Below are 23,764 nucleotides of genomic sequence, written 5' to 3' on the forward strand. Positions count from 1 at the left end.
GAGTCACACCAAGACCGAGGGGCGATGAGAGGCCCAGCCGCAGGCCTGGTCATAGGCATGCCCGAGCCGCAGCACGTCGAGGTCCGCATGGATCGGCCCGGCCAGTTGCAGGCCCATCGGCAGTCCACCCTCGCCGAAACCTGCGCGCACATTGAGCGTGGGCAACCCTGCCAGCGTGAACGGCGTGACGATCTCCATCCACCGGTGGTATGTGTCGCTCTGCACGCCGGCCACTTCGGCGGGCCAGTGCAGTTCGGCATCGAAGGGGAACACCTGCGCCGTCGGCGCCGCGACGAAATCGAAGTGCTCGAACAGCTTGAGGAACGCGCGGTACACGTTCGAGCGGTAGAGCGAGGCCTGGTAGAGCGACGCCGCATCGAGATGCCGGCTCTGCTCGATTTCCCACTGTGCTTCCGGCTTGAGCTGCGCGAACAGCTTGGGGTCGCTCAGATAGGCGCCGAGCTTGCCGCCGACCAGCAACTGGCGCAGCCGCAGCCAGGCGCTCCAGTTGTGCTCGCGCGGCACGTCGAGCGTGCAGGGCTCGACCTCGCAGCCGATGGCGCGGAAGGTGTCCAGCGCGCGTTCGCCCAGTTCGCGGATGCCGGGCGCCAGCGGCAGCTCGGGCCAGATGCTGCCGAGCCAGCCGATGCGAAGGCCCTGCACATCGCCCTCGAGCTGCAGCGCATCGGGCGATGGCAGCGCCTGCGGCGACGACAGCGGCACACGCGCATCGAAGCCCGCCTGCACCGCGAGCAGCCGCGCGGTGTCTTCCACCGTGCGGCCCATCGGGCCTTCGGTGCCCAGTTGCTGGAAGAAGAGCTCCTGCTCGGGATCGCCGGGCACGCGTCCGCGCGAGGGCCGCATGCCGATCACGTTGTTGAACGCGGCCGGGTTGCGCAGCGAACCCATCATGTCGCTGCCGTCGGCCACCGGCAGCATGCCCAGGGCCAGCGCCACGGCCGCGCCGCCGCTGCTGCCGCCCGCGCTGCGCCCGGGCGCATAGGCGTTGCGGGTGATGCCGAACACCGTGTTGTAGGTGTGCGAGCCCAGGCCGAATTCGGGCGTGTTGGTCTTGCCGATCACGATGGCGCCGGCTGCGCGCATGCGGGCGACATGGAGGCTGTCGGTGCGCGCCGGCGAGCGTGGCGACAGCGGCGAGCCCATGGAGGTCGGCAGGCCGGCGGCGTGGCTCAGGTCTTTCACAGCGAGCGGAAAACCATGCATCCAGCCGCGCCGTTCGCCGCGCGCCAGTTCGGCGTCGCGTTCGTCGGCTTCGGCCAGCAGCCGTTCGGGCTCCCGCAGCGAGACGATCGCGTTGAAGCGCGGGTTGAGCGCCTCGATGCGGGCCAGCGAGGCCTGCATCAGCTCGTGGCAGGACACGCTGCGGGACGCGATGCGGCGCGAGAGTTCGGTGGCGGTGAGGTCGAGCAATTCGGCTGAAGCCATGGCGAATGCGGGTAAAGGAGGGGGAGCCCAGTATGGCGCGGCGCTCGCATAATCGCCGCGTATGGAAACAAAGTGGCTAGAAGACTTCATCAGTTTGGCGGAGACCCGCAGCTTCAGCCGCTCGGCCCAGTTGAGGCACGTGACCCAGCCCGCGTTTTCCCGCCGCATCCAGGCGCTCGAAGGCTGGGCCGGCACCGACCTGGTCGACCGCAGCTCCTACCCCACGCGCCTCACGCCCGCGGGCCAGACGCTCTACAGCCAGGCCATCGAGATGCTGCAATCGCTGCAGAGCACCCGCGCCATGCTGCGCGGCCATTCGGCCGCCGGGCAGGACGTGATCGAGATCGCGGTGCCGCATACGCTGGCCTTCACCTTCTTTCCCTCCTGGGTGACCAGCCTGCGCGAACACTTCGGCCCCATCAAGAGCCGGCTCATCGCGCTCAACGTGCATGACGCCGTGCTGCGCCTGGTCGAGGGCAGCTGCGACCTGCTGATCGCCTACCACCATCCTTCCCAGCCGCTGCAGCTCGACGCCAACAAGTACGAGATGGTCAGCCTGGGCGAGGAAACGGTGGCGCCCTGGGTCAAGGCCGACGCCGACGGCGCGCCGCGTTTCCGGCTGCCCGGCCGGCCGGGCCAGCCGCTGCCGTACCTGGGCTACGCGCCAGGTGCCTACCTGGGGCGGGTGGTCGACCAGCTGCTGAAGGAGTCGGGCACCGCCATCCACCTCGACCGGGTCTATGAAACCGACATGGCCGAAGGCCTGAAGGTCATGGCGCTCGAAGGCCACGGCATCGCCTTTCTGCCGCAGAGCGCGGTGCGCAAGGAGATCAAGGCGCGCAAGCTCGTGAGCGCGCTGCCGCCCGAGATCGACAGCCTGGAGGCGACGATGGAGATCCGCGCCTACCGCGAGCGGCCCGGCGCGCCCGCGCCGGTGAAGACCGGCACAGGCCGCGCCGCGAAGGCTGCGGCCTCCGAGGGCCTGCAGCCCAAGCGCACCGCTGATGCGCTGTGGTCGTATCTGGTCGGCGCCCAGCCCGGCCGCTGACATCCATCGATTGACGCGCGGAATTTGTGCGCTGCACAATCTATAAATGCCGCGCATAACACTCCCCGCAAACGGCATTGGCGCCACGGGCCGGGCGGCACTACAGTCGCGGCAGTTTTTTGCCGCTGTCACACAGCAATCTTTCCGGCACGCGCCATCCGCGTGCTTTTTTTTAGCCGAGGAACCTGTATGAGCCCCAATTTCAGGACCGAACACGACTTTCTCGGCGAGAAGCAGATTCCTGCCATTGCCTACTGGGGCGTGCACACGGCGCGCGCGGTCGAGAACTTCGCCATCTCCGGCACCCGGGTGTCGGCCATGCCCGACCTGGTCCGCGCGCTGGCCTTCGTGAAGAAGGCCGCCACCCGCGCCAATGCCGACCTCGGCGCCATCGACCGCGACCGCGCGGCCGCCATCATCCTGGCCTGCGAGGATCTCATCGAGGGCAAATTGCTCGACGAGTTCGTGGTCGACGTGATCCAGGGCGGTGCCGGCACCTCCACCAACATGAACGCCAACGAGGTGATCTGCAACCTCGCGCTCGAGAAGCTCGGGCATGAAAAGGGCCGCTACGACGTTCTGCATCCCAACGACCACGTCAACGCCTCGCAAAGCACCAACGACGTCTATCCGACGGCGGTGCGGCTGGCGCTGTGGTTCGCCATCGGCCGGCTGCTCGAATCCATGGCCGCGCTGCGGCGCAGCTTCGAGGCCAAGGCGCTCGAGTTCAAGGACATCCTGAAGATCGGCCGCACCCAGCTGCAGGACGCCGTGCCCATGACGCTGGGCCAGGAGTTCCTGACCTACGCCATCATGATCGGCGAAGACGAGGCCCGGCTCGGCGAGGCGCGCGCACTCATCGAGGAAATCAACCTGGGCGCCACCGCCATCGGCACCGGTATCAACGCGCCGCACGGCTATGCCAACCTGGCCTGCCAGTACCTGGCCGAGCAGACCGGCGTGCCGCTCAAGCAGTCGGCCAACCTCATCGAGGCCACGCAGGACACCGGCGCCTTCGTGCAGCTGTCGGGCGTGCTCAAGCGCGTGGCGACCAAGCTCAGCAAGACCTGCAACGACCTGCGCCTGCTCTCCAGCGGCCCGCAGGCCGGCTTCGGCGAGATCCGGCTGCCGGCGCGGCAGGCCGGCTCGTCGATCATGCCGGGCAAGGTCAACCCCGTGATTCCGGAAGTCATGAACCAGGTGGCCTTCGAGGTCATCGGCAACGACATCACGGTCACGATGGCCTCGGAGGCCGGCCAGCTGCAGCTGAATGCTTTCGAACCGATCATGGGCTGGAGCCTGTTCAAGAGCATCAAGCACCTGAGCAACGCCTGCAACACGCTGCAGCACAACTGCGTCGAAGGCATCGAGGCGAACCGCGAGTTCCTGGCCAAGCGGGTGCGCGAATCGGTCACGCTGGTCACCGCGCTCAATCCGCTGATTGGCTATGAAAAGGCAGCGCTGATCGCCAAGACCGCGCTGGCCACCGGCGGGCCCATCGACCTGGTGGCCGAATCGCTCGGCATCATGACGCGCGCCGAGATGGAGGCGCTGCTCGTGCCCGAGAACCTGACCCAGCCCGTGCGCCTGTCCGCGCCGGTGCCGCCGGCTGCCGAGCCCTCGGGCACAAAGGCTGCTTAGTGAAAGTCGGACAATGCCAATGGTTTCACCTGCACCACCACAGCGCTCGAATGCGCGCGGCCGGTGCGGCTGTCATCGAGAATGCACCGGGTTGGCCCGGGTATTCCCCATGACGTGAATGTCTAGAATTTCGTTGTATCTGTATCTTCCAGTCACCTCAGGAGTTTTCCGTATGAACAAGCAAGTATTGGCATTGGCAATTGCAGCCCTGGCTGCCGGCGGCGCTTTTGCACAGGCCAATGACACCCTGGCCAAGATCAAGGCCTCGGGCAGCATCACCGAAGGCGTACGGGAATCTTCCGGCCTCTCGTACACGCTGGGCAACGGCCAGTACACCGGTTTCCATTACGACGTCTGCGCCAACATCATCAAGGACATCCAGAAGAACCTGGGCCTTGCCAAGCTGGAAACCAAGTACCAGCCCGTGACCTCGCAGAACCGCGTGCCGCTGGTGCAGAACGGCACCGTCGACCTCGAGTGCGGCTCCACCACCAACAACGCCACGCGCCAGAAGGACGTTTCCTTCGCGGTGACCACCTACGTCGAGGAAGTGCGCATCGCGGTCAAGGCCAACTCGGGCATCAACGGCATCAAGGACCTCAACGGCAAGACCGTGGCCACCACCACCGGCACCACCTCGGTGCAGACCCTGCGCAAGAACGAGCGCGCCGGCGGCATCGACTTCAAGGAACTCTACGGCAAGGACCACTCCGACAGCTTCCTGCTGCTCGAATCGGGCCGCGCCGACGCCTTCGTGATGGACGGCTCCATCCTGGCCTCGAACATCGCCAAGTCGAAGTCGCCTGCCGACTACAAGATCGTCGGCGAAGTGCTCAGCGTCGAGCCCATCGCCATCATGATCCGCAAGGACGACGCCGCCTTCAAGAAGGTGGTGGACGACAGCATCAAGGCACAGATCAAGAACGGCGACCTCGCCAAGCTCTGGGACAAGTGGTTCCTGAAGCCGATCCCGCCGGCAAACGTCACGGTGAACTTGCCGCTGTCCGAAGCCACGAAGGCCGCCTGGGCCAACCCGAACGACAAGCCGATGGAAGACTACGCCGCCAAGAAGTAAACACGGCAAGGTCATCTGCGCAACGCCCGCCGCCCCCGGCGGGCGTTTGTTTTCGCAAATGCGGCGCGTGGGCACGGCCTCTGCAAGCTAGCTAGCAGTCTGGAAATCTGAAAGAAGGAGAGTCCCCGATGGGATCAAACTGGGATTGGCAGGTCTTCTTGCAAGACCCGGGCGGGAAGTACCCGACCTATTGGCAGTGGATGCTGTCCGCATGGGGCTGGACCGTGTCCGTGGCCCTGCTGGCGCTCGTCGTCGCGCTGGTGCTGGGTTCGCTGATCGGCATCATCCGCACCTTGCCCAACAGCCCGTGGCTCGTGCGCCTGGGCAATGCCTGGGTCGAGCTGTTCCGCAACATCCCCCTGCTGGTGCAGATCTTCCTCTGGTACCACGTCATTCCGGCGCTGGTGCCGGTCATGAAGAGCGTGCCGAGCTTCGTGCTGGTGGTGCTGGCGCTGGGCTTCTTCACCTCGGCGCGGATCGCCGAACAGGTGCGCTCGGGCATCCAGGCGCTGCCCAAGGGCCAGCGCTATGCGGGCATGGCGGTGGGTTTCACCACGCCGCAGTACTACCGCTACGTCATTTTGCCGATGGCCTACCGCATCATCATTCCGCCGCTCACGAGCGAGACGATGAACATCTTCAAGAACTCGTCGGTGGCGTTTGCCGTGTCGGTGACCGAACTCACGATGTTCGCCATGCAGGCGCAGGAAGAAACCTCGCGCGGCATCGAGGTGTACCTGGCGGTGACGGGGCTCTACGTGATCTCGGCCTTTGCGATCAACCGCATCATGGCGTACATCGAGAAGAAGACGCGCGTGCCGGGCTTCATTGTCTCGGCCAGCGGCGGCGGGGGACACTGACATGATGAATCTCGACCTGTCGTTCTACAACTGGGACGTCATCAGCAACTTCGTCGTCAAGGGCTTCTACTTCAGCATCATGCTGACGATCGTGGCCACCATCGGCGGCGTGCTCTTCGGCACCGTGCTGGCGCTCATGCGGCTGTCGGGCAAGAAGTGGCTCGACGCGCCCGCCGCCATCTACGTCAACGGCATGCGCAGCATTCCGCTGGTGATGGTGATCCTGTGGTTCTTCCTCTTGGTGCCGGCCTCGTTCTATGCGGCCTTCGGTTCCATCGGCTCGAACTACCGCTCGGAAATCTCGGCCGTGATCACCTTCATCGCGTTCGAGGCGGCCTACTTCAGCGAGATCATGCGCGCGGGCATCCAGTCGATCCCGCGCGGCCAGGTGCATGCGGGCCAGGCGGTCGGCATGACCTACGGCCAGAACATGCGCCTGGTGGTGCTGCCGCAGGCCTTCCGCAACATGCTGCCGGTGCTGCTCACGCAGACCATCATCCTGTTCCAGGACACCTCGCTGGTCTATGCGATCGGCGCCTACGACATGCTCAAGGGCTTCGAGACCGCGGGCAAGAACTTCGGCCGCCCGATCGAGGCCTACCTGCTCGCGGCCGTCGTCTACTTCATCATGTGCTATGCCTTGTCGTGGCTCGTCAAGCGCCTCCACAAGAAGATTGCCATCATTCGCTGAGTGGCTGAACCGGAGAAAGAAATGTCCGAAAAAATGATTGAAATCAAGAACGTATCGAAGTGGTATGGCCCGGTGCAGGTGCTCAACGATTGTTCGGTGAGCATCTCCAAGGGCGACGTGGTGGTGGTGTGCGGGCCGTCGGGCTCGGGCAAGTCCACGCTCATCAAGACCGTGAACGCGCTCGAACCCTTCCAGAAGGGCGAGATCACCGTCAACGGCATTCCGCTGCACGACCCCAAGACCAACCTGCCCAAGTTGCGCTCCAAGGTCGGCATGGTGTTCCAGCACTTCGAGCTGTTCCCGCACCTGTCGGTCACCGAGAACCTCACGATCGCCCAGATCAAGGTGCTGGGCCGCAGCCCCGAGGAAGCCAAGATCCGCGGCCTCAAGATGCTCGACCGCGTGGGCCTGATGGCGCACAAGGACAAGTTCCCGGGCCAGCTCTCGGGCGGCCAGCAGCAGCGCGTGGCCATTGCCCGTGCGCTCAGCATGGACCCGATCGTGATGCTGTTCGACGAGCCCACCTCGGCGCTCGACCCCGAAATGGTCGGCGAAGTGCTCGACGTGATGGTGAGCCTGGCCAAGGACGGCATGACCATGATGGTGGTCACGCACGAAATGGCCTTTGCGCGCAAGGTCGCGAGCCGCGTGATCTTCATCGACGTGGGCGGCAAGATCCTCGAAGACTGCCCGAAGGACGAGTTCTTCAGCCACCCCGAAAACCGCCAGCCGCGCACCAAGGACTTCTTGAACAAGATCCTCCAGCACTGATCCGCTGCGGCGCAAGGACAAGAGCCACGCTGTTTTGCAGCGTGGCTTTTTTTATTTGCCTACGGCAGCCGCGCGATGTGCTCCGTCAGCAGGTCGAAGAAGCCCTGCGCATCGCCATCGGCGATCCAGTTCACGTTGGCGGAGCGATTCAAACTGCCGTGCCAGTCGGCCGCCGTCTGGCCGAAGCCCATGCCCTCGCGGCTGTCGACCTCGACGTGGATGCGCCTGCCCTGGAAGAGCGAGGGCCGCAGCAGGTAGGCTGTGACGGTGGCATCGTGCACCGGCCCGCCGGGCATTTGGTAGTGCTTCATCTCCTGCGGCGCATAGGCGTCGAGGATGTCGGCGACGATCACGCCGGCCCGGTTGCCGAGGCCGCGCAGCCGCGCGATGCGCTCGTCGCTCGTGAGGATCTTGTGCGTCACGTCGAGCGGCAGCATGGTGATCGGCACGCCGCACTTCAGCACGGCCTCGGCCGCATGCGGATCGGCGAACAGGTTGAACTCCGCCGTGGGCGTGATGTTGCCGCCGTTGAAGTGCGCGCCGGCCATGAGCACCAGTTCGCGCAGGCCGCGCACGATGTCGGGCGCCTGTTCAAGGGCGAGCGCCAGGTTGGTCTGCGGGCCGAGCATCGCGAGCGTCACGCTTTTTTCGGGTGCGGCGCGCAGCGTGCGGACCAGATAGTCGACCGCATGGCCTTCGGCCAGTGGTACCGCGGGTTCATGCACCTTCACGCCGGTGATGCCTTCGCTGCCGTGGATGTTGGCCGCGTAGATCGGCGTGCGTTGCAGGGGCCGGTCCGCGCCAGCGTACACCGGAATCTCCGGCCGGTCGGCCCATTCGCAGGCGAGGCGCGCGTTGCGCGAGGTCTTGGCCAGCGGCACGTTGCCGGCCACCGTGGTCAGCGCCTGGACCGCGAGAGATTCCGGCGCCGCCAGGGCGAACAGCAGCGCGATCACGTCGTCCGCGCCGGGGTCCGTGTCGATGATCAGGGTGTGCATGGCCGCATTGTCGCGGCCTCCACCCCGATCCACAGGGACGCGAGTAGCCAGCTTTACTTCTGGCGCGCTGCGATGGCCTTCTCGGCCTTGGCCACAAGGTCCGCGCCCACGGTCGACTTCCACTTGTCGTACACCGGCCGCGTGGCCTTCACGAAGGCTTCGCGCTCTGCGGGCGTGAGCTGGGTCACGGTGACGCCCATGGCAGCAATCTCCTTGAGCACCGGCTTGTCGGCTTCCACCAGGCCCTTGCGCGCGAGGGCGATTTCCTGCTTGCCGGCATCGGCGGCGGCCTGGCGCACGATGGCCTGGTCGGCCGGCGTCCACGAGGCCCAGATTTCCTTGTTGACCACGAACACCAGCGGGTCGGCCACGTAGCCCCAGGTGGTCACGAACTTCTGGCCCACGTTCTGCATCTTGAGCACGGTGAACAGGAAGAGCGGGTTCTCCTGGCCGTCGACCGCACCGCTGGCGAGCGCGGGCTGGGCGTCGGCCCAGCTCATCTGCGTGGGGTTGGCGCCGAGCGCGGTGAACATGTCGGAATAGATCGGCGAACCGACCACGCGGATCTTCATGCCCTTCAGGTCGGCGGGCGACTTGATCGGCTTCTTCGAGTTGGTGATCTCACGGTAGCCGTTCTCGCCCCAGGCGAGCGGCACGACGCCGGCCTTGTCGAGGGTCTTGAACATTTCCTTGCCGACTTCGCCCTGGGTGAGGGCGTCAATGGCCGCATAGTCGGGCATCAGGAAAGGCATGGAAAAAAGGTTGAGCTGCTTGACCTGCGGCGACCAGTTGATGGTCGAGCCGACGGCCATGTCGATCACGCCCTGGCGCAGCGCGCTGAATTCGCGCGTCTGGTCGCCCTGGATGAGCGACACGCCAGGGTACAGCTTGATGTTGATGCGGCCCTGGGTGCGCTCCTTGACGAGGTCGGCCCAGATCTTCCCGGCCTGGCCCCAGGGTGTGGGCGGGCCGAGCACCAGGGACATCTTGTATTCGGGCTTGTAGGCGGCCTGCGCCATGGCGCCGGTCGAGAACATGCCCAGGGCGGTTGCTGCGGCGGCAAGGCCCAGCAGGGTGCGGCGGAATTTCATGAGAGGTCTCCTGTGCGCCGGTCAAAGCCGGCGAGGTGTTGTGAATGAAAGAGTCATACGTTGAAGGCTTAGCCAGCTACGGCGGCCCCGAGTCATGCGTGCACATTCGTGAGGGTGTGGGCGAAGCGTTGACAGGGGTACGCGCGGGCCGGGTATCGAGCCGCGTAATACATGCCCCGCGGCGAGAGCTGCGGGTGGTCCGGGGTGCCGAGGCAGTAGGAGATTGCCGAAGGCCACACCGATGCTGCCGCTTTGGCGAGGTGGCATGGGACCCCGCGCGGTCAGAGACCCCGCGCACGCGCGGAAACACCTTGCACGGAAACCGGGAGATCCCGCGTCCTTCTGCAACGCGCTGGGAAGCGTCGAGTGCAGAGCGCATCGTGAAGCCCAAGGGCGTACGACGATGAGCGATAGGAGCGGGAAGTCGGACTGCTGCGTAGTACCGAAGAAGCTGCCGAACAAGGCTGCGGGGGAAGCTCCTGCGGCGGCGGAGGCGGTGGAGGGAAGGCGGCAGGCCAAGGGAAATGCCATCGCGGCGCGCATGTCCCGCAGATCGGTGCGGGTCTATGACATGGGAACCGCGCTCGATGGCATACGACAGACGGCAAAGGGCCGTCGTGGTGCGAGGTTCACTGGACTGCTGCACCACATCTACGCGGTCGAACGCCTTGAGGCGGCCTACCTTGCGCTCAAGCGCGACGCGGCCGCTGGGGTGGACGGCCAGACCTGGCAGGCGTACGGGCAGGACCTGGAGGGCAACCTCCTGGATCTGTCCGAACGGTTGGCCCGAGGGGGCTACCGGCCCCAGCCTGTGAAGCGGGTGTACATCGACAAGGCCGACGGCAGCAAGCGCCCGCTGGGCGTGCCGGCGCTGGAGGACAAGCTCGTCCAGCGCGCCACGGTCGAAGTGTTGAACGCCATCTATGAGCAGGACTTCCTCGGGTTCAGCTACGGCTTCAGGCCCGGCAAGAGTGCGCACAACGCGCTGGATGCCGTGGCGGTAGGTGTGCACAGCAGACGAGTGAGCTGGATTCTCGATGCGGACATTGCCAAGTTCTTCGACACAATCGAAAGGGACTGGCTGGTGAAGTTCATCGAACACCGCGTGGCGGACACGCGCGTGGTGCGGCTGATCAAGAAATGGCTGCACGCGGGCGTGCTGGAAGAAGGCAGGCTGAGGCAAAGTGAGGTGGGTACGGTTCAGGGTGGGAGCATCAGTCCGCTGCTGGCCAACATCTACCTGCACTATGCGTTCGACCTGTGGGTGAAGCAGTGGAGGGGGCGCCATGCCCGAGGCGACGTGATCGTCGTGCGTTACGCCGACGATTGGGTAGCCGGGTTCCAGTTCCGCGACGATGCCGAGCGCTTCCAGCGCGCGGTGGCCGAGCGGCTGGGCCAATTCGGGCTGAAGCTGCACCCCGAGAAGACGCGGCTGATCGAGTTCGGGCGCTTCGCCCGGGAGAATCGACGCCGCCGAGGACAAGGCAAGCCGCAGACCTTCGACTTCCTGGGGTTCACGCATTGCTGCGGGACGACGAGGAAGGGCCACTTCATGGTCCTGCGGCTCACCAGTGCCAAACGCCTGCGAGCCAAACTGCAGGTGGTCAAGCTCGAACTCAGAAGGCGCATGCACCAACCCATCCCGGAGCAGGGCCAGTACCTGCGGGCGGTGGTGGCCGGGCATGCGCGCTACTTCGGCGTGCCGTGCAACGGCGCGCGGCTGAGGACATTCCGCTTCCAGGTCGCCGGGCTGTGGCATCGCACGCTGTGCCGCCGCAGTCAGAGCCATGGCCTGACGTGGCGTCGAATGTATCGATTGATGGCGCATTGGCTGCCTGTTGCGAACATCTGCCACCCGTACCCGAACCAGCGTCTGATCGTCATGACCCAAGGCAGGAGCCGTATGCGGTAGCTCCGCACGTACGGATCTGTGGAGGGGGTGCTGGGTGACTGGCATTCCTACTCCTACTGTTTTCTGAACACAACTGAGCGATGAATGTTTTTGGGAACGTTCGGGGCGATGCTGTTCAGGGCGCGTGCACAGGCCACCGGGTACTCCCCCTCCGCGAATGTCCCCCGGCCTGCGGCCTCCTCCTTGATTTCGCTGCGGGGAGCACCCGATGCCCTGTGCACTGGGCACGCTCGTGGTGTACCGCCGATCAACCAGCGCTCTGTCCAACGCTCTCGTCGATGGGGTGCCTTGCGCAGCGAAATCAAGGGGGAGGCCGAAGGCCGGAGGACATTCGTGGAGCAAGGTACCCTGTCGGCGGGAGCGCGCCCTGAACAACAAGCATTGAACACAACGCGACGCAAGCAGAAGCAGCGTTGCATTTCAGTACCCCAGCTTGCGCGGAAGCCACAGCGCAAGTTCCGGAAACGCGATCACCAGCACCATCACCAGGAACATCGAGAACAGCATCCAGCCGACCCACTGAACGGTCTCTTCCATCCGCACCTTGGCGATGCGGCAGGACACCATGAGGTTGACCGCGAGCGGCGGCGTGAACTGGCCGAGCGCCACCTTGAGCGTGAGGATCACGCCGAACCACACCGGATCCCACTTGTAGTACTGCACGATGGGCAGCAGCAGCGGCACGAAGATCAGGAAGATCGACACGCCGTCCAGGAACATGCCCACCGTGATGAGCAACAGGATCAGCAACGCCAGGATGCCGTATTCGCCCAGGCCCGAATCCACGATGGCGCGCGTCACCGGGTCGATGATGCCGAGCGTCGAGAGCGAGTACGCGAAGATGCCCGCGAGCGACACCACGAGCAGGATCACGGCCGAGAGCTCGCCCGATTCGCGCAGGATGACGAACAGGTCGCGCACCTTGATGGTCCGGTGCACGCACATGCCCACGAAGAGGCCGTAGAACACCGCCACCACCGCGGCTTCGGTCGGCGTGAACCAGCCCGCGCGCATGCCGCCCAGGATGAGCACCGGCGCCGCCAGGCCCCAGATCGCGTCGCGAAAGCTCTTCCAGAACGGCGGGCGCGGCAGCGTCGCTTCGAGCGCGCCCATCTTGTGCTGGCGGGCCAGCAGCACGGCCGGGATCATCAGCGCCAGGCCGGCCATCACGCCCGGAATCATGCCGGCCGCGAACAGCGCCGGCACCGAGGCGCCGGGCACCAGCACCGAGTAGACGATGAACGCGACCGAAGGCGGAATCAGGATGTCGGTGGCCGCCGCGGCACCCACCACGCTGGCCGAGAAGGCGGCCGGGTAGCCCGCGCGCGACATGGCGGCGATCATCACCGCGCCCACGGCGGCGGCATTGGCCGGTCCCGAGCCCGAGATGCCGCCGAGGAACATCGCCACCGCAATCGCCACCAGCGGCAGCATGCCGGGCCCGCGCCCGACGATCGCCACCGCAAAGTTCACGAGCCGCAGCGCCACGCCCGAGCGGTCGAAGATGGAGCCCACCAGCACGAACATCGGAATGGCCAGCAGCGGGTACTTGCCGAGGCCGGCATAGAAGTTCTGCGGCACGGCCAGCAGGCCGAACCACTGGGCGTCGCTGTTGGCCAGCGCGATGCAGGCGGCGCCGGCCAGGCCCAGCGCGGCGCCGATGGGCACGCCCACCAGCATCATCGCGACGAAGGCGACGAAGAGCAGGGTGGGGATCACGATGCGTCGCCCTTGCCGCTGCGGTTCTCGTTGCTGCCGCCGTATTCCTTGCGGCCGCGGCGGATCATCAGGCCCACGGCGCGCAGCGCGATGGCAAACGACACGATCGGCAGCCAGATCGAATACCACCACGCAGGCAGGCCGATGCCCGGCGTGGTCTCGTCGAAGCGGTAGTCGTCCCACACCATGCGGATGCTGAGCGCGCCGATCAGCGTGAACAGGATGGCGATCATGAGCGCGCCGAACTGCGCCAGCCGCTTGCGCCGCGCCATGGAGCCGCTCTCGGAAAAATATTCGATGCGGATGTGCCGGTCGCGCGCCACCGCGGCCGAGCCGGCCACCAGCGCCAGCATGATCATCAGGAAGACGGAGAACTCTTCCGTCCACGCGAACGAAGAGTCGGTGAAGTAGCGCACCAGCACGTTGGCGAAGGTGATGAGCGCCAGCGCGCCCATGATGATGACGGTGAGCCAGTCCTCGATGGCGAGCGGCACCCGGGTGGGCTCGTCGGCGGCTTCGATGTCTGGGGGGAGGGGGCTGGCGGCGTCCAGCATGGGGCCGGACTCGTTGGGAGTGGTCATCGAGGGGGAAGGGGGAAGCAGCCATGGATGGTAACGATCCATGTCCATCCGTTCATCGGGGTTTTCCTAAGCTGCGGCCCTGTTCCGCGCCCCTCCCGGCCCTCTCGAAGCGGGCTACTCGAGCTTGGCGCCCGAATCCTTGATCAGGCGCTCCCAGACCGGGCTCTCCTTCTTGTAGACGGCGGCAAAGGCCTCGGGCGAGCTCTCCTTCAGGTCGAAGCCCATCGCCGCCACGCGCGCCTGCACGTCGGGCTGGCGCGAGGCCCTGCCCACTTCCTCGGCGATGCGCTGCACGATCGGCTTGGGCGTGCCGGCCGGCATGGCAATGGCGAGCCAGCCGGCCACGCGGTAGGCCTCGTCGTCCAGGCCCTGCTCGGCCAGCGTGGGCACGTTGGCGAGCGTGGCCATGCGGCGCTCGCCGCTCACGCCGATGGCCTTGAGCTTGCCGGCCTCGATGTGGGGCTTGGCCACCAGCGCGCTCGCAAAGGCCATCTGGATCTGGCCGCCGATCAGGTCCTGCAGCATCGGCGCCTCTCCCTTGTAGGCGACGTGGTTCATCTCGGCCTTCTGCGTGAGGCTCATGTGCGCGCCGGCCAGGTGCGGGTAGGCGCCCACGCCGTACGAGCCGTAGGCCACCTTGCCCTTGTTGGCGGCCACGTACTTCAGCAGCTCGGGCCCGCTCTTCACCGGCACGCTGGGGTGCACCACCAGCACCAGCGGCGCGGTGGCGATCTGGTAGACCAGCGTGAGGTCGCGCTGCGTGTCGTAGGGCAGCTTCTGGTAGAGGAACTGGTTGGTGAGAAGCGAATTGCTCAGCGCCAGCACCAGGGTGTAGCCGTCGGCCGGCGCCTTGGCCACCGCATCGGTGCCGATGATGCCGGCGGCGCCCGGCTTGTTGTCGACGATGACCGGCTGGCCCAGGCCCGCCGCCATCTTCTCGCCCACCACGCGGGCCAGCACATCGGTGGCGCCGCCCGCGGCAAAAGGCACCACCATGCGGATCGGTTTGCTCGGATAGGCCTGCGCCCAGGCGGCCGTGGTGGTGGCCGCGAGCGCCAGCGAGGCAATGCCGCAGTGCAGGGCGCGGCGGGTGATTCCGCGGGTGGTAACGAAAGTTGCGCTCATGTCCGATGTCTCCGGCGGTCGTTGTTGTCTGTCGAAAAAAGAAACGGGCGCGCGGCTATTCGGCCAGGACCTGCGTCTTGAAGGGAAGCGCCTCGAGGGCCGTGCGGATCTGCGCCTGCAGCGGCGCCGCGAGCGCGCCTGCGGCCTCTGCATCGATGCGCACCTGCACCAGGTTTTCGCCCTCGCTGCGCACGCGCGGCCGGGCGGCCGGCGCTACGCCGAGCTCGCCGCAGACCCGCGCCACCGTGGCCGCCACCACGCGGCTCGCCGCCATGGCCCGAAGCTCGGGTTTGTAGATCTTGCCGACGTTGGTCATCGGCATGTGCTCGATGACGATCACCGACCGGGGCTTGGCGGGCGCCTCGTCGACGCGCGCGGCGGTGAAGACCAGCAGCTCGTCCTCGGTGGCCGAGGCGCCCGGCACCAGCGTCGCGAAGACCACCGGCAGCTCGCCCGCATACGCATCGGGCGCACCCACCGCGGCGCACAGCTGCACCGCGGGATGCGCACCCAGCGCATCCTCGATCACCTTGGGGTCGATGTTGTGGCCGCTGCGGATGATCAGGTCCTTCGAGCGGCCGCTGAGGTTGAGCCTGCCGTCGCCGTCGATCCAGCCCAGGTCGCCGGTGGCGAGCCAGCCGTCGGCGGTGAAGGCCTTGGCGTTGTCGGCCGGATCGACGAAGCCCGAGAACAGGTTGGGCGACTTGAACAGCACCATGCCCTGCTCGCCGCTCGGCAGGTCGCGGTTGCTGGCATTGCCGTTCTCGTCGAGCGCCACGATGCGCATCCGCATGTAGGGCAGCGGAAAACCGACGCAGCCCGCGGGCCCGTCCACGCCCGGCGGCGTGATGGTCGAGATGCCGGCCATCTCGGTCATGCCCAGGCTCTCGTGCACGTGCAGGCCGAACAGGCGCTCGAAGCGCGCGGCCAGTTCCGGCGAGAGCACGGCGGCGCCCGTGCGGCAGTAGCCGATCGACGAGATGTCGGCGCCGTTGAGCGGCACGTTCGCCAGCGCCGCCAGCACCGTGGGCACGGCCGAGAGCGAGGTCGGCCGGTATTTCTCGACCAGCTTCCAGTAGTTGGCCAGCACCTCCTTGTTGCGCAGCAGCGAGGTCGTCGGAATGATCACTTCCATGCCCGCCGAGAGCGAGGCCAGCGAGGCCGGCAGCACGCCCGCCACGTGGAACAGCGGATAGCCGTTGATCGAGATGCCCTGTTCGTTCATGCCCGCGACCTGCACGCTGGCCCAGGCCGTGAACACCTGCGCGCCGTGGCTGTGGCGCGCCAGCTTCGGGGCGCCGGTGGTGCCGCCGGTGTGGAAGTAGGCGGCGATGTCGGTGGGCGCGATGTCGCGGCCGCTCACGAGGCGGTCGCTGGGTTGCGCGGCGCGCAGCGCGTCGAAGTCGGCCACGCCTCCAGGCAGGGCGCCGGCTGCGCCCGGTGCCTCGTCGTGCGGCGCCACGCGCAGCACGGTGGTGAGCGTGGGCACCTGGCCGCGCAGGCGCATCGCCTTCGACCACATGCCCGATTCGCTGTCCGAGCCGTAGGCAATCAGTACCTTGGCCCGGCCGGCGGTCATCAGCGCCACCAGCTTCTCGTCGGTCAGCAGTGGATTGAGCGGCTGCACGATGCCCGCCGCCTCGCCGCCCCAGAGCGCGAGGTGGTATTCGAGGCAGCCCGGCAGCAGCACCGCCACCGCGTCCTGCGGGCCCACGCCCAAGGCGTGCAGCATGTTCGCGGTCTGGTGGATGCGCGCCAGCAGTTCGGCGTACGACCAGCGGATCGGCGCGTCGGCCGGGTTGCCGGTGCGCAGGAAGGTCAGCGCGGTCTTGCCGCCGAAGGCCGCGCCCGCGTTGCGGAAGATCTCGTACGTGCTGCGAACCGTCAGCGCTTCTTCGAGTGGCGTCTCTTCGAGCTTGCGGATGTCGGCAAGGCTGCGGACCGGCAACAGGGGGCGGAACGGCGCACCGCTCGCATGGATCTTCTTGTCGCTGCCTGTCATGTCGTCTCCTGGATGTTGTCTTGCCGGCCGCGCGCGAAGCGCTGTTTTACTGGTTCGTGATCTTGTTGTCGCGAATGACCTTGCCCCAGCGCTCGAAGTCCTGGCGCATGCGCGCGCCGGTCTGCTCGCCCGTGCGGTAGGCCGCGAAGGAGCCGACGCTCTCGAGCTTGTCCTGCACTTCCTTGTCGGCGAGCGCGGTCTTCAGCTCGGCGCTCATGCGTTCGACCACGTCCTTGGGCGTGCCCGCCGGTGCCAGCAGGCCACCCCACGAGGTCGCATCGAAGCCCGGGAAGCCCTGCTCGGCGACGGTCTTCACGTCGGGCAGCAGGCTCACGCGCTTGCCCGAGCCGACCGCGATGGCGCGCAGCGTGCCCGAGCGGATGTGCGGCATCACCGCCACCAGGTCCGAGAACATCGCAGGCACCTGCCCGCCGATCAGGTCGGTCACGGCCGGCGCGCTGCCGCGGTAGGGCACGTGCTGCATCTCGAACTTGCCGATGTTCTTGAGCTGCTCGGTCGTCAGGTGGCCGAAGCTGCCCGCGCCGGCGGTCGTGTAGTTGAGCTTGCCGCCCTCGGCCTTGGCCTTGGCGATCAGGTCTTGCAGGCCGTTCACGCCGGGCAGTGCCTTCGGGTTCACCACCATCACGATCGGCAGGTCGTACACCGTGCCCACGGGCGTGAAGCTCTTGAAGATGTCGTAGGGCGTCTGGCCGTACAGGTGCGCGGCCAGCAGCGTGGGCGTGGCCAGCATCACGAAGGTGTAGCCGTCGGGAGCGGACTTGGCGGCCACCGCCGCGCCGATGGTGCCCGAGGCGCCGCTGCGGTTGTCGACGAGGATGTTCTGCTTCAGGCCCTGCGACATCTTCTGCGCCACGATGCGCGTCGCGACGTCGGTCGGGCCGCCGGGCGGAAAGGGCACGACGAAGGTGATCGGCTTGGCCGGCCAGGCCTGCGCGAAGGCGGCACCGGCCACGAGCGGAAGGGCCAGGGCAAGGAGCGCGCGGCGTGCGGGATTGCGAAGGGAGCGGGGAGAAGGAAATGCCATGGACTTGTTCAAGAGATCGGGAGATGGGCGCGCCTTCAGACGACGCCGTTCGTTTTCAGTTGCGCCAGCCTGTCGTCCGACAGGCCGAGCAGGGACTGCAGCACCTCGTGCGTGCCTTCGCCCAGTTGCGGCGGTGCGCTGCGCACGGGCAGGCGTTCGCCGTCGAAGCGGTAGGGCGGCGCCAGCACGTTGACCTTGCCGGCCACCGGATGCGGCTGCTCGGTGACCAGGCCGGCATCGGCCGCGCGCCTGGAGTTGAGTGCCTCGAGCAGGCCCAGCACTTCGCCGCAGGGAATGCCCGAGGCGCTGAGCCTGGCCAGCAGGTCGGCGCGCTGGCGCTTGGCCAGCTCGGCGTGCAGCTCGGGCAGCAGAACCGCGCGGTTCGCCGAGCGCAGGATGTTGGTCTTGAAGCGCTCGTCGGCCGCAAGGTCGGGCCGCTCGATCACCTCGGTGCAGAAGCGCGCGAACTGCGCGTTGTTGCCCACCGTGATGACGAGCGGGCCGTCGGCCGCGTCGAACACGCCGTAGGGCACGATCGACGGATGCGAGTTGCCGTAGCGCGGCGGGTCCTCGCCCATCAGCAGCGCCTCGAGGCCGTAGTAGGCCGTGATCATCAGGCCGCAGTCGAACAGCGCCATTTCGACGTGCCGGCCCTTGCCGGTCTTCTCGCGCTGGTAGAGCGCCGCGAGCACGGCCTGCGCCGAGTACATGCCGGTGAACAGGTCGACCATGGCCACGCCGAACTTCAGCGGCGGCTGGCTGGCTTCGCCGTTGAGCGCCATCAGGCCGGCCTCGCCCTGCACCACGAGGTCGTAGCCGGGGCGCGCGGCCTCGGGGCCGGTGCGGTCGTAGCCCGAGATCGAGCAGTAGATGAGCCCCGGCTGCTCCTTGCTCAGCTGCTCGTAGCCGAGGCCCAGCTTGTCGATGCCGCCGAACTTGAAGTTCTGGATCACCACGTCGCACTGCTTCGCGAGGTCGCGCGCGATCTGCTGGCCCTCGGGCGTCTGCAGGTCGAGCGTGACCGAGCGCTTGTTGCGGTTCACGCTGTTGAAGTAGGCGGTCTCGGTCTTGCCGACGCGCAGGCCCCAGTCGCGCGTGTCGTCGCCGCGGCCCGGGTGCTCGACCTTGATGACTTCGGCGCCCATGTCGGCCAGCACCATGCCGCACCAGGGGCCGGCGAGGATGCGGGACAGATCGAGGACGCGAACGCCGGCCAGCGGCAGCGAGGAATTCAGCATGGGCATGAGAGCAACTCCCTTGAAACGAGAAAGCCCCGCGGCGTCGAGGCGTGAAGGTGGGTTCGTGCGGCCGGCGTCAGGGCGCGTCCTGATTCTTGCGGCGCAGCGCGGCGAAATCTGCGCGGCGCTTGCCGAGGAAGGCACCGATGCCTTCGGCGGCTTCGGCGTCGGCCTGCGACTCGACCATGTACACGGCCTCGGCTTCGAGCTGTTCCTCGAGCGTGGCGCGGTGCGCCTGGCGGCACAGCGCCTTGATGCGTGCGCTCGCGCGCTGCGGACCGTCGGCCACCTTGGCCGCGAGCGCGATGGCCTCGGCCAGCGCGGCGCCCTTGTCGGTCAGCCGGTTGACCGCGCCCAGCGCATGCAGGCGCTCGGCCGGCATGCGGTCGCCGGTCAGGCACATCTCGGTCAGCACCTGGCGCGAGACGAACTCCGCGAGGAAGGCCGTGGCGCCGCCGTCGGGCGTGAGGCCGACCTTGACGTAGGCGACCGTGTAGAACGCGTCGCGCGCCGACACCAGCATGTCGCAGGCCAGCGCCATCGACAGGCCCGCGCCCGCCGCGCCGCCTTCGACGGCCGCGATGACCGGCTTGCCGAAATCGCGGATGTCGCGGATCAGGTCGTGCAGGCCTTCGAGCTTTTCGCGCCGTTCCGAGGCGGGCAGCTCGCGGCGCTTGGCCAAAAGGTTGAGGTCGCCGCCGGAGCAGAAGAAATCGCCCGCGCCGGTGAACACGACGGCGCCGACTTCGGGGTCGTTCGCCGCATCGGCGAGCGCGGCGCTCAGCTCCGCATACAGCGTCGGCGTGATCGCGTTGCGCGCGCCGGTGTTGCTGTTGGTCAGGATGCGGACGGCGCCTTGCTGCGAGATCAGGACGGTCTTTTCATCGCTCATTGCACAGCCTCCTGGCCCAGCGCGATGTAGCGCTGCAGGTGGTGGTCTTCGTCGCCCAGCTGGTGGTCGATCATCACGAGGCGCTTGGCGTAGTGCGGCAGCGGCAGCTCCCAGGTCATGCCGATGCCGCCGTGCATCTGGATGCTCTCTTGCGCCACCAGCGCGCCGATGCGGCCGATGCTGAACTTGGCAGCCGACAGCGCACGCTCGCGCGCCACGCGGTCGGTGCCGTCGATGGCGGCCGCGGCGTTGATCACGGCCGAGCGGGCCTGTTCGATCTCGAGCAGCAGGTCGGCCATGCGGTGCTGCAGCGCCTGGAAGCTGCCGATCAGCGTGCCGAACTGCTTGCGCGTGCGCAGGTAGTCGAGCGTGGCGGTCTTGGCGGCTTCCATCGCGCCCAGTGCTTCGGCGCAGAGCGCGAGCACGCCGCGGCCGATGGCGCGCTCGAGCGTTGCATGGCCCTGGCCTTCGGTGCCCAGCAGCGCGTCGACGCCGGGCTTCACACCGTCGAGCGTGAGTTCGGCGACACGGCCACCGTCGATGGCGGGGCAGCCGCGCACCGAAAGGCCTGCGGTCTTGGCGGGCACGAGGAACAGCGAGATGCCGGCTTCGTCGTCGACGCCGCCCGAGGTGCGGGCCGAAACCAGGAACAGGTCGGCCTGCTCGCCTTGCGGCACCACGGCCTTGGCGCCCTTGAGTACCCAGCCGCCGCCGCTGCGCTCGGCACGGGTCGAGACACGCGTGCGTTCGTAGTGCGTGTCGGCCTCGTCGTGCGCGAAGGCCGCGACGGTCACGCCGTTGATGATGTCGCCGAGCTTTTGCTTCTGCGCATCGCTGCCGGCGGCGCTGAGCGCCTCGCCGACCATCACCGCGCCCAGCAGCGGCTCGACCACGAGCCCGCGACCCAGTGCCTCGAAGACCACGGCGACATCGAAGCCGCCGCCGCCGAAGCCGCCATCGGCCTCGCTGAACAGCGCGCCGATCACGCCGAGCTCGGCGAACTGTTGAAAGATTTCCTTGCTGAATCCGTGCGCGGACTTTGCGATGCGGTCACGCGCATCGAAGGCGTACTGCTCGGCGATGAAGCGGTTCAGGCTGTCGGCGAGCATGCGCCGGTCTTCGGTGTGTTCGAAGTTCATGTGCGTGTCTCCTTTACAGCCCGAGGATCATCTTGGAGATGATGTTCTTCTGGATTTCGTTCGAGCCGCCGAAGATCGACAGCTTGCGGTTGTTGAAGTAGCGCGCGGCGGCGGCCGATGCGTAGGGCGGGCCGAAGGTCTCTCCGTCGAAGCCGTCGTGCAGTGCTTCCTCGACGAAAGGCCGCCCGTAGACGCCCATCGCACGGCGCGCCAGCGAAGAGATCTCCTGGCGGATCTCGGTGCCACGGATCTTCAGCATCGAACTTTCCGCACCCGGCACGCCGCCGCCGGCCACCGCGGCGATCACGCGCAGGTTGGTGGTCTTCATGTTTTCCAGGTCGATCTCGACACGCGCCATGCGCGCAGCGAACGCCGGGTCTTCGGCCAGCGGCTTGCCGTTCTTCGTCTGCGCCGCCGCAATGCCCTTGAGCTGTTCCAGCGCCGCCACCGAGAAGCCCACGCCCGCGATGTTGGTGCGCTCGTAGGTCAGCAGGTACTTGGCGCAGGTCCAGCCCTTGTTCTCTTCGCCCACGAGGTTCTCGGCCGGCACGCGCACGTCGGAGAAGAACACTTCGTTCACTTCATGCTCGCCGTCGAGCGTGATGATCGGCCGCACTTCGACGCCGGGCGAGCGCATGTCGATCAGCAGGAAGCTGATGCCTTCCTGCTTCTTCGCCTCGCGGTTGGTGCGCACCAGGCAGAAGATCATGTTGGCGTGCTGGCCCAGCGTGGTCCAGGTCTTCTGGCCGTTCACGATGTAGTGGTCGCCCTGCGCGTCGATGCCGCGCACGGCCGAGGTCTTCACCGCGGCCAGGTCGGAGCCCGCGCCGGGTTCCGAATAGCCCTGGCACCACCAGTCGGCGCCGTTCAGGATGCGCGGCAGCCAGTGGCGCTTTTGCGCCTCGTTGCCGTACTTGATGAGCACCGGCCCCAGCATGTTCACGCCGAAGGGCACGATGCGCGGCGCGAAGGCCAGCGCGCATTCGTGTTCGAAGATGAACTTCTCCACCGCCGTCCAGCCCGGGCCGCCGTACTGCTCGGGCCAGTGGTTGGCGAGCCAGCCGCGCTCGTTGAGGATGGCGTGCCATTCCTCCATGTCGGCCTTGGCGAGGATCTTGCCGCCGCTGACCTTCGCCGAGAGGCGCGCGGGCAGCTTGTCGGCGAGGAAGGCGCGCACTTCCGCGCGGAAGGCTTCTTCTTCGAGGGTGAAGTTCAGGTCCATGGCGTTCCAATCAGTTGGGGACAGAGCAAAAATTGCTGCGCAATTTCTTGGTCTGTCCCGCAAGGTTTTTTCAATAGATTTCGAACAGGCCCGCCGCGCCCATGCCGCCGGCAATGCACATCGTGACTACCGCGTACTTCGCGCCGCGGCGCTTGCCTTCGATCAGCACGTGGCCCGTGAGGCGCGCGCCGGTCATGCCGAAGGGGTGGCCGATGGAGATCGCGCCGCCGTTCACGTTGAGAAGCTCCGATGGAATGCCCAGCTTGTCCTGGCAATAGATCGACTGCGAGGCGAAGGCTTCGTTGAGTTCCCAGAGGCCAATGTCCTCGACCTTGAGGCCATGCCGCGCGAGCAGCTTGGGCACGGCGAAGACCGGGCCGATGCCCATCTCGTCGGGCTCGCAGCCGGCCACCGCGAGGCCGCGGAAGGCGCCCAGCGGCTTGAGGTTGGCGCGCTGCGCGTCCTTCGCTTCCATCAGCACGCAGGCCGAGGCGCCATCGGACAGTTGCGAGGCGTTGCCGGCGGTGATGAACTTGTCGTCGCCCATCACCGGCTTCAGCTTGGCGAGCGCGTCGTAGGTGGTGCCGCGGCGGTTGCAGTTGTCTTCCGTGGCGGTGACTTCGCGGTAGCTGACTTCCTTCGTCTCCTTGTCGGTCACGGCCATGGTGGTGGTGCAGGCCACGATCTCGTCCCTGTAGCGCCCGGCCAGCTGGGCCTCTTCGGTGCGGCGCTGGCTCTCGGCCGAGAAGCGGTCCTGCGCCTCGCGGCTGATGTTGTAGCGCTGGGCCACGATGTCGGCGGTCTCGATCATCGCCATGTAGAGCGCAGGCTTGTGCTCGACGATCCACGGGTCCATGCCGCTGTCGCCGGCATCGGTGGCGCTGCGGCTGCGGATCTGCGAGATGCTCTCGACGCCGCCCGCGATCATGGCCGGCGCGCCGTCCACCACGATGCGGCCCGCGGCCATGGCGATGGCCTGCAGGCCCGAGGCACAGAAGCGGTTGACCGTCGTTCCGGCGATGCTGATCGGCAGGCCCGCGCGGATGATGCTCTGGCGCGCGATGTTGCGCCCGGTCGTGCCTTCGGGGTAGCCGCAGCCGAGGATGGCGTCCTCGATCAGCGCGGGGTCCAGGCCCGAGCGCTCGACCGCGGCCTTGACCGCAAAGGCCGCCAGCGTGGGCCCCGGGGTGATGTTGAACTCGCCGCGGTGCGCCTTGGTGAGCGGGGTGCGGGCGGTGGAAACGATGACGGCTTCGCGCATGGGAGTT

20 protein-coding genes are annotated in these 23,764 nt (G+C 67.1%); 7 read left to right on the plus strand and 13 right to left on the minus strand.

All coding sequences use genetic code 11. The features are described from left to right. Positions 1-3: 3 nt before the first annotated feature. A complete protein-coding gene (locus VAPA_RS04375) occupies positions 4-1,446 on the minus strand; it encodes an amidase (protein WP_021005554.1) in 1,443 nt (480 codons plus the stop codon). Between the two features lie 61 nt (positions 1,447-1,507). Here VAPA_RS04375 and VAPA_RS04380 point away from each other — a divergent pair, with 61 nt between their 5' ends. The 6 genes from VAPA_RS04380 to VAPA_RS04405 all read left to right on the plus strand — a co-directional run bounded on the left by VAPA_RS04380 (position 1,508) and on the right by VAPA_RS04405 (position 7,532). Further along, complete coding sequence (locus VAPA_RS04380; RefSeq protein ID WP_021005555.1) at positions 1,508-2,494, plus strand: LysR substrate-binding domain-containing protein; 987 nt, start codon at positions 1,508-1,510, stop codon at positions 2,492-2,494. 189 nt (positions 2,495-2,683) lie between these two features. Next, positions 2,684-4,135 (plus strand): aspartate ammonia-lyase, encoded by a 1,452-nt coding sequence (locus VAPA_RS04385; RefSeq protein ID WP_021005556.1) that lies wholly within the window; start codon positions 2,684-2,686, stop codon positions 4,133-4,135. Positions 4,136-4,307: 172 nt separating this feature from the next. Continuing rightward, positions 4,308-5,210: an amino acid ABC transporter substrate-binding protein gene (locus VAPA_RS04390; RefSeq protein ID WP_021005557.1), complete on the plus strand. Its 903-nt coding sequence runs from the start codon at positions 4,308-4,310 to the stop codon at positions 5,208-5,210. Between the two features lie 128 nt (positions 5,211-5,338). Continuing rightward, complete coding sequence (locus VAPA_RS04395) at positions 5,339-6,070, plus strand: amino acid ABC transporter permease (protein ID WP_021005558.1); 732 nt, start codon at positions 5,339-5,341, stop codon at positions 6,068-6,070. Position 6,071: 1 nt separating this feature from the next. Next, complete coding sequence (locus VAPA_RS04400; RefSeq protein ID WP_021005559.1) at positions 6,072-6,761, plus strand: amino acid ABC transporter permease; 690 nt, start codon at positions 6,072-6,074, stop codon at positions 6,759-6,761. Between the two features lie 33 nt (positions 6,762-6,794). Further along, positions 6,795-7,532: an amino acid ABC transporter ATP-binding protein gene (locus tag VAPA_RS04405; RefSeq protein ID WP_041946336.1), complete on the plus strand. Its 738-nt coding sequence runs from the start codon at positions 6,795-6,797 to the stop codon at positions 7,530-7,532. A 59-nt stretch (positions 7,533-7,591) separates the two neighbouring features. Here the strand turns inward: VAPA_RS04405 and VAPA_RS04410 are convergent, their stop codons facing one another. After that, a complete protein-coding gene (locus VAPA_RS04410) occupies positions 7,592-8,530 on the minus strand; it encodes a nucleoside hydrolase (protein ID WP_021005561.1) in 939 nt (312 codons plus the stop codon). Positions 8,531-8,583: 53 nt separating this feature from the next. Next, positions 8,584-9,621, minus strand: a complete 1,038-nt coding sequence (locus VAPA_RS04415) for a DctP family TRAP transporter solute-binding subunit (protein WP_021005562.1) — start codon at positions 9,619-9,621, stop codon at positions 8,584-8,586. Between the two features lie 403 nt (positions 9,622-10,024). Here VAPA_RS04415 and ltrA point away from each other — a divergent pair, with 403 nt between their 5' ends. After that, on the plus strand, positions 10,025-11,533 hold the full coding sequence (gene ltrA, locus VAPA_RS04420; RefSeq protein ID WP_041946173.1) for a group II intron reverse transcriptase/maturase: 1,509 nt from the start codon (positions 10,025-10,027) through the stop codon (positions 11,531-11,533). A 420-nt stretch (positions 11,534-11,953) separates the two neighbouring features. On the opposite strand, the gene VAPA_RS04425 is transcribed toward ltrA, so the two are convergent. The 10 genes from VAPA_RS04425 to VAPA_RS04470 all read right to left on the minus strand — a co-directional run bounded on the left by VAPA_RS04425 (position 11,954) and on the right by VAPA_RS04470 (position 23,757). Then, positions 11,954-13,252, minus strand: a complete 1,299-nt coding sequence (locus VAPA_RS04425; RefSeq protein ID WP_021005564.1) for a TRAP transporter large permease — start codon at positions 13,250-13,252, stop codon at positions 11,954-11,956. Further along, the gene (locus VAPA_RS04430) at positions 13,249-13,833 is read right to left on the minus strand and encodes a TRAP transporter small permease (RefSeq protein ID WP_021005565.1); all 585 of its coding nucleotides are present in this window, start codon (positions 13,831-13,833) and stop codon (positions 13,249-13,251) included. The genes VAPA_RS04425 and VAPA_RS04430 overlap by 4 nt, the downstream gene beginning before the upstream one ends. A 114-nt stretch (positions 13,834-13,947) precedes the next feature. Then, the gene (locus tag VAPA_RS04435; RefSeq protein WP_021005566.1) at positions 13,948-14,958 is read right to left on the minus strand and encodes a Bug family tripartite tricarboxylate transporter substrate binding protein; all 1,011 of its coding nucleotides are present in this window, start codon (positions 14,956-14,958) and stop codon (positions 13,948-13,950) included. A gap of 55 nt (positions 14,959-15,013) precedes the next feature. Further along, positions 15,014-16,960 (minus strand): acyl-CoA synthetase, encoded by a 1,947-nt coding sequence (locus tag VAPA_RS04440; RefSeq protein ID WP_021005567.1) that lies wholly within the window; start codon positions 16,958-16,960, stop codon positions 15,014-15,016. A 46-nt stretch (positions 16,961-17,006) separates the two neighbouring features. Next, positions 17,007-18,005, minus strand: coding sequence for a Bug family tripartite tricarboxylate transporter substrate binding protein (locus VAPA_RS04445; protein ID WP_021005568.1), 999 nt, complete (start codon positions 18,003-18,005; stop codon positions 17,007-17,009). 35 nt (positions 18,006-18,040) lie between these two features. Further along, entirely contained in the window at positions 18,041-19,249 is a 1,209-nt protein-coding gene (locus VAPA_RS04450) for a CaiB/BaiF CoA transferase family protein (RefSeq protein ID WP_021005569.1), read from the minus strand. Between the two features lie 70 nt (positions 19,250-19,319). Beyond that, a complete protein-coding gene (locus tag VAPA_RS04455; protein ID WP_021005570.1) occupies positions 19,320-20,135 on the minus strand; it encodes an oxepin-CoA hydrolase, alternative type in 816 nt (271 codons plus the stop codon). Then, on the minus strand, positions 20,132-21,274 hold the full coding sequence (locus VAPA_RS04460) for an acyl-CoA dehydrogenase family protein (protein ID WP_021005571.1): 1,143 nt from the start codon (positions 21,272-21,274) through the stop codon (positions 20,132-20,134). Before VAPA_RS04460 ends, VAPA_RS04455 begins: the two co-directional genes overlap by 4 nt. A 13-nt stretch (positions 21,275-21,287) precedes the next feature. Next, entirely contained in the window at positions 21,288-22,496 is a 1,209-nt protein-coding gene (locus VAPA_RS04465; RefSeq protein WP_021005572.1) for an acyl-CoA dehydrogenase family protein, read from the minus strand. Positions 22,497-22,566: 70 nt separating this feature from the next. Further along, entirely contained in the window at positions 22,567-23,757 is a 1,191-nt protein-coding gene (locus VAPA_RS04470) for an acetyl-CoA C-acyltransferase (protein ID WP_021005573.1), read from the minus strand. Positions 23,758-23,764 lie beyond the last annotated feature (7 nt).

The sequence above is a fragment of the Variovorax paradoxus B4 genome, from assembly GCF_000463015.1.
GTDB classification, from domain to species: Bacteria; Pseudomonadota; Gammaproteobacteria; order Burkholderiales; family Burkholderiaceae_C; genus Variovorax; species Variovorax paradoxus_E.

Bases quoted from the DNA above. Each gene is read 5' to 3' on its own strand.
- VAPA_RS04375 (WP_021005554.1), bottom strand. From the start codon at position 1,446: ATGGCTTCAGCCGAATTGCTCGACCTCACCGCCACCGAACTCTCGCGC.
- VAPA_RS04380 (WP_021005555.1), top strand. From the start codon at position 1,508: ATGGAAACAAAGTGGCTAGAAGACTTCATCAGTTTGGCGGAGACCCGC.
- VAPA_RS04385 (WP_021005556.1), top strand. From the start codon at position 2,684: ATGAGCCCCAATTTCAGGACCGAACACGACTTTCTCGGCGAGAAGCAG.
- VAPA_RS04390 (WP_021005557.1), top strand. From the start codon at position 4,308: ATGAACAAGCAAGTATTGGCATTGGCAATTGCAGCCCTGGCTGCCGGC.
- VAPA_RS04395 (WP_021005558.1), top strand. From the start codon at position 5,339: ATGGGATCAAACTGGGATTGGCAGGTCTTCTTGCAAGACCCGGGCGGG.
- VAPA_RS04400 (WP_021005559.1), top strand. From the start codon at position 6,072: ATGATGAATCTCGACCTGTCGTTCTACAACTGGGACGTCATCAGCAAC.
- VAPA_RS04405 (WP_041946336.1), top strand. From the start codon at position 6,795: ATGATTGAAATCAAGAACGTATCGAAGTGGTATGGCCCGGTGCAGGTG.
- VAPA_RS04410 (WP_021005561.1), bottom strand. From the start codon at position 8,530: ATGCACACCCTGATCATCGACACGGACCCCGGCGCGGACGACGTGATC.
- VAPA_RS04415 (WP_021005562.1), bottom strand. From the start codon at position 9,621: ATGAAATTCCGCCGCACCCTGCTGGGCCTTGCCGCCGCAGCAACCGCC.
- ltrA (WP_041946173.1), top strand. From the start codon at position 10,025: ATGAGCGATAGGAGCGGGAAGTCGGACTGCTGCGTAGTACCGAAGAAG.
- VAPA_RS04430 (WP_021005565.1), bottom strand. From the start codon at position 13,833: ATGACCACTCCCAACGAGTCCGGCCCCATGCTGGACGCCGCCAGCCCC.
- VAPA_RS04435 (WP_021005566.1), bottom strand. From the start codon at position 14,958: ATGAGCGCAACTTTCGTTACCACCCGCGGAATCACCCGCCGCGCCCTG.
- VAPA_RS04440 (WP_021005567.1), bottom strand. From the start codon at position 16,960: ATGACAGGCAGCGACAAGAAGATCCATGCGAGCGGTGCGCCGTTCCGC.
- VAPA_RS04445 (WP_021005568.1), bottom strand. From the start codon at position 18,005: ATGGCATTTCCTTCTCCCCGCTCCCTTCGCAATCCCGCACGCCGCGCG.
- VAPA_RS04450 (WP_021005569.1), bottom strand. From the start codon at position 19,249: ATGCCCATGCTGAATTCCTCGCTGCCGCTGGCCGGCGTTCGCGTCCTC.
- VAPA_RS04455 (WP_021005570.1), bottom strand. From the start codon at position 20,135: ATGAGCGATGAAAAGACCGTCCTGATCTCGCAGCAAGGCGCCGTCCGC.
- VAPA_RS04460 (WP_021005571.1), bottom strand. From the start codon at position 21,274: ATGAACTTCGAACACACCGAAGACCGGCGCATGCTCGCCGACAGCCTG.
- VAPA_RS04465 (WP_021005572.1), bottom strand. From the start codon at position 22,496: ATGGACCTGAACTTCACCCTCGAAGAAGAAGCCTTCCGCGCGGAAGTG.
- VAPA_RS04470 (WP_021005573.1), bottom strand. From the start codon at position 23,757: ATGCGCGAAGCCGTCATCGTTTCCACCGCCCGCACCCCGCTCACCAAG.